The organism is Methylomonas methanica, assembly GCF_001644035.1.
GTDB lineage: Bacteria > Pseudomonadota > Gammaproteobacteria > Methylococcales > Methylomonadaceae > Methylomonas > Methylomonas methanica_A.
In genome coordinates, this window is the sequence record NZ_LUUG01000024.1 from 1 (window position 1) to 3,771 (window position 3,771).

The following is a 3,771-nucleotide window of genomic DNA, read 5'->3' on the forward strand; positions in this document are numbered from 1 at the left end:
ATGGTTGGATAATACAAGGTACGAAAACTGGCGAGGAACAATGGTAACGGATAATGCCGACCGTGAAGGTGTTGAGTCTCGAAAACTATAGTTGGAAAGGGCTGAGGGTTTACGCTACCCCGCAAGCAACAAAATCACTGACGCCAAGGCGAGTCAGTGGTTTCCACCCGGGATCTTAGGCCGTTTCGAGTCCGATATTGAGATTAAGCGGTAACCCAGGAGATCCGTACGTTGGCGTTGGTTTTTTTAACGCACTTCCCGACAAGCCTAAACAGCGAGGGAGGAAGCCGTAACGTACGGAAGTCGGAGGTTCCCATAGTAGCGAAGAACGCGGGTAATGCTGCGGGAGCGAAGGGGAACCGGTTCAAGATAACGGTCAAGGGAAACATGCCCCGACACCGAGCGGACTCTGTGCATGACAACAACACTTGAACGTTTCACACAATGGGCGCGGGAACCCCCGCAAAAGCAGTACACCGCACTGACGGGATTGCTGAGCAGTCCCATCGAGCTGTTAACTTGTTTTGACAAACAACCAGGCAACAAAGCGTTGGGCATCGACGGCGTTAGCAAAGCGGCGTATGCGGTTGATGTGGTAGAGCGAATCAAAGCGCTCTCGCAAAGCCTGCGTAGCTTGAGCTACAGGCCGAAACCGTCGCGGCGGGTCTATATTCCGAAAGGCAGCGGTCAGGTTAGACCACTCGGCATACCGAGCTTCGAAGACCGGATCGTACAACAGCAGATGTCCAACATCCTGCAAGCGATCTGGGAGCCGGAGTTTCGGGGCTGCTCCTATGGATTTAGGCCACGTCGAAATGCTCACCAAGCGTTGGCTCGACTGGGAGGGGTCATCCGAAACGAAAACACCCAATGGGTCGTAGAAGCAGACATTAAAGGTTTCTTTGATCATGTTAATCACGATTGGCTGATGAAATTTTTAGCCTATCGGATCAAAGATCCTGTGTTTCTGAGACTCGTCAGGCGCTTTCTCAAGGCGGGTGTCATGGAAGATGGTCTATGGAGGCATGAAGACAGTGGAACACCGCAAGGTGGGCTGGTGTCACCCGTGCTGGCCAATATTTACCTGCACTACGTGCTGGATGTTTGGTTTGAAAAGAAATTCGCCAAGACCTGCCGAGGCAACGCCCGACTGATTCGTTATGCGGATGATTATGTGGCCTGTTTCAATCGTGAGGACGAAGCCAAACGCTTTAGGGTGGACATGCAGGAGCGACTAGGCCAATTTGGCCTGGAAGTTGAGCCGAGCAAAACCGCCGTTATTCGCTTTGGCAGCCAAGCGGCCAAAGACTGCGGCACAGATGGGCTCAAGCATCCGGCGACCTTTAACTTCCTGGGCTTCACCCACTATGTGGGCAAGAGCCGAAAGGGACGATTTAAGGTAGGGCGTATGACGCAACGAGAACGGATGGCAAGAAGCTCAAAGAGGTCGGCAGGAAACTGGCAGCGCTTAGGGTACAGGGCGGGAAAGCCATGATGGACTATGCACGGCAGCATTTACGTGGTCATCTTGCCTATTATGCCGTCAGTGGCAATACGAGGCAGATTGGTAACTATGCGCGTCTAATTGCTCGTCTGTTGTTCAAATGGCTCAACCGACGAAGCCAAAAGCGAAGCTGTAACTGGAAGACCTTCACCCAGGCATTAAAAGCCTGGATGCCGTGCTTGAATGTGCAGCACTATTTGTATCCTCAACCCTTGTGAATGACTTGAACTGGGAGCCGGATGGTGTAACACTCCAAGTCCGGTTCTGCGAGGGTCGCGACGTGCAAGCGTCGCGACTACTCTCCATTCGGAGGAATGAAGTGAGCTTACAATCATTGTTTGCCTGCCTTATTAGCGGCAGCGCTTACTCCTAAAGATTTAATTCAACATGCGTCCGATTACGCTGCGCTAATCGGACCGTGCTTAAATCAGGGTAAGACCAAAATGGATTGAGCGGTTTTTCTGCGATAGTCAGTCTTCTAGTGAAAGTGATTTAATCACACGTTTTGTGTTACCTAATTGATAGTCCAAGGTTAGCTTTTGGTTTTAATCTGGACCACACCAACCAAAATTAGGAGTGATCCATGGCTACCATCTCAAAAAGTTTCTTCAATTCGGCCGCTTTCAATTCGAAAGTGATGGTTTTAATTGTTGGTTTGATTGCATTTAACAATGCAACTGCTCTCCAGAAAACGACAGTTCTCAATTCAGCCGCTACGGGTCAATTTATATCGGTTGGGCCGACAATTGATCCTGGCGTGTATCCAGTCCAGGATTTCACACTCGGTTCTCCCAGCCCAACTACCGTCGGTTTACGTTGGTTCAACCAGCAAGCGCCACAAACGCAAGTGATAAGAAGCATTAATGGTTCTGCTTGGCAAACGATCCAAACCTTTGCGGCGCTTCCTGACAATAAATATGCTTCATTCCTTGATGAAAATGCATCTGCAAACGCAGAAAATTGCTATGCCATTATTGTTTCGGATGCGACTGGTTCGGGGGCGAGCTTAACGTCACCCCAACGTTGTTACATTACCCGCGATGGTAGAGATGAGTTAGTCGTGCACCGGCTACAGCTGCGCATTCGCGTTCCGGATGTCAAAAATGCCGGAACCGATAACGGTGTCGAGGTGCTTTTGCAGACCCCGACTGGATTGGTGACAACCGTAACGAATTGGTATCCGCGCGGCAATCATACTTGGCTGGACTCGACCGATGACGACCTGGAGCGAGGCACGAATAAAACCTATGATTTGATGCTGAACAACATTTCCCAGGCATCGGATATCACTCTAATTTCACTCCGAAAACCGGGCAACGATAGTGTTTGTATCGCCGAATTTGAACTGTTAATCGATGGGCAATCGGCATTCCAAAAAAACTTTGGCACCAGTCAAGCACCATGCCAATGGCTTAATAGCAATAATCAACTGACTGCTTTTAGGAGCGAAATCCGTTCTTCTAGCGCATGGAATAATCTGGACCTGCCCTTTTTCTTTGGTATTGATGGCGATTGGCTGCGTTCCAGAATTGAAGCGACGTTTGGCCATAGTCTCCACGGCAAAGGTGAATTAAGAAATGGCAGTACGACGACGTCTCGTTTTGTGAGCGAAAGCAAGCTTGCGATGAGTGTTCCAATTATCGTTCATGACGCCAGTATCTTGGGTGATGTTGATAGTACCGTTCATTTTGACCTGGTGTTGTCGCCGACGGAAGATGCCAATGGAGATCCCGTTACAAAACTTTCTATCGAAAACATTGATGCCGATAGCTTTGATTTAGCGGCAGTTCTATTACCTGTCGTTTCACCGATACTTTATGGAGTTTCGACAACCATTGAGGGACAAGTGCAGCAATTCGCACCCGTTATTATCGGGGATGTGCCGGCTGGCACCCACCCTTGCTTTAGCCCAGAAGGCGGTATCAGAGTGTGTTCGGGTAGCAGTCCACGCCAAGTTGAAGCCGCGGTGTTAACGAAAGGGCGTAGCATCACCGCTGACAGATTAACGCAACCATAAACAAACCGACTAAGAGACGGAAAGTCTTTAAGTTAGTGCAAAAGGGGCTAGCTCGTAGGGCGCAATAACCCATGGGCATTGCGCTGTATGTTGATTCATTCGGCGCATTACGCAATTGCTAATGCGCCCTACGGCCTTGGAGTGGCTTTATTGGCCGTAGCGCGGTTTCAGGCTTCCGGGATGATGCCAATGCGCTTGAGGTTTTGAGTGTCGCTAGCGCGACGGCTAGGTTTAATGTCGGGTCTCGGCC

General features: G+C 50.0%; 2 protein-coding genes. Both read left to right on the forward strand.

Going from position 1 to position 3,771, the window contains the following annotated elements:
* Positions 1-415 precede the first annotated feature (415 nt).
* Positions 416-1,495, forward strand: a complete 1,080-nt coding sequence (gene ltrA / locus A1332_RS01250; protein WP_231890177.1) for a group II intron reverse transcriptase/maturase — start codon at positions 416-418, stop codon at positions 1,493-1,495.
* 592 nt (positions 1,496-2,087) lie between these two features.
* The gene (locus tag A1332_RS01255; RefSeq protein ID WP_064006771.1) at positions 2,088-3,521 is read left to right on the forward strand and encodes a hypothetical protein; all 1,434 of its coding nucleotides are present in this window, start codon (positions 2,088-2,090) and stop codon (positions 3,519-3,521) included.
* Positions 3,522-3,771 lie beyond the last annotated feature (250 nt).

What these genes read in the sequence shown, in the direction of transcription:
- ltrA (WP_231890177.1), top strand. Translation starts at nt 416, where the DNA reads ATGACAACAACACTTGAACGTTTCACACAATGGGCGCGGGAACCCCCG.
- A1332_RS01255 (WP_064006771.1), top strand. Translation starts at nt 2,088, where the DNA reads ATGGCTACCATCTCAAAAAGTTTCTTCAATTCGGCCGCTTTCAATTCG.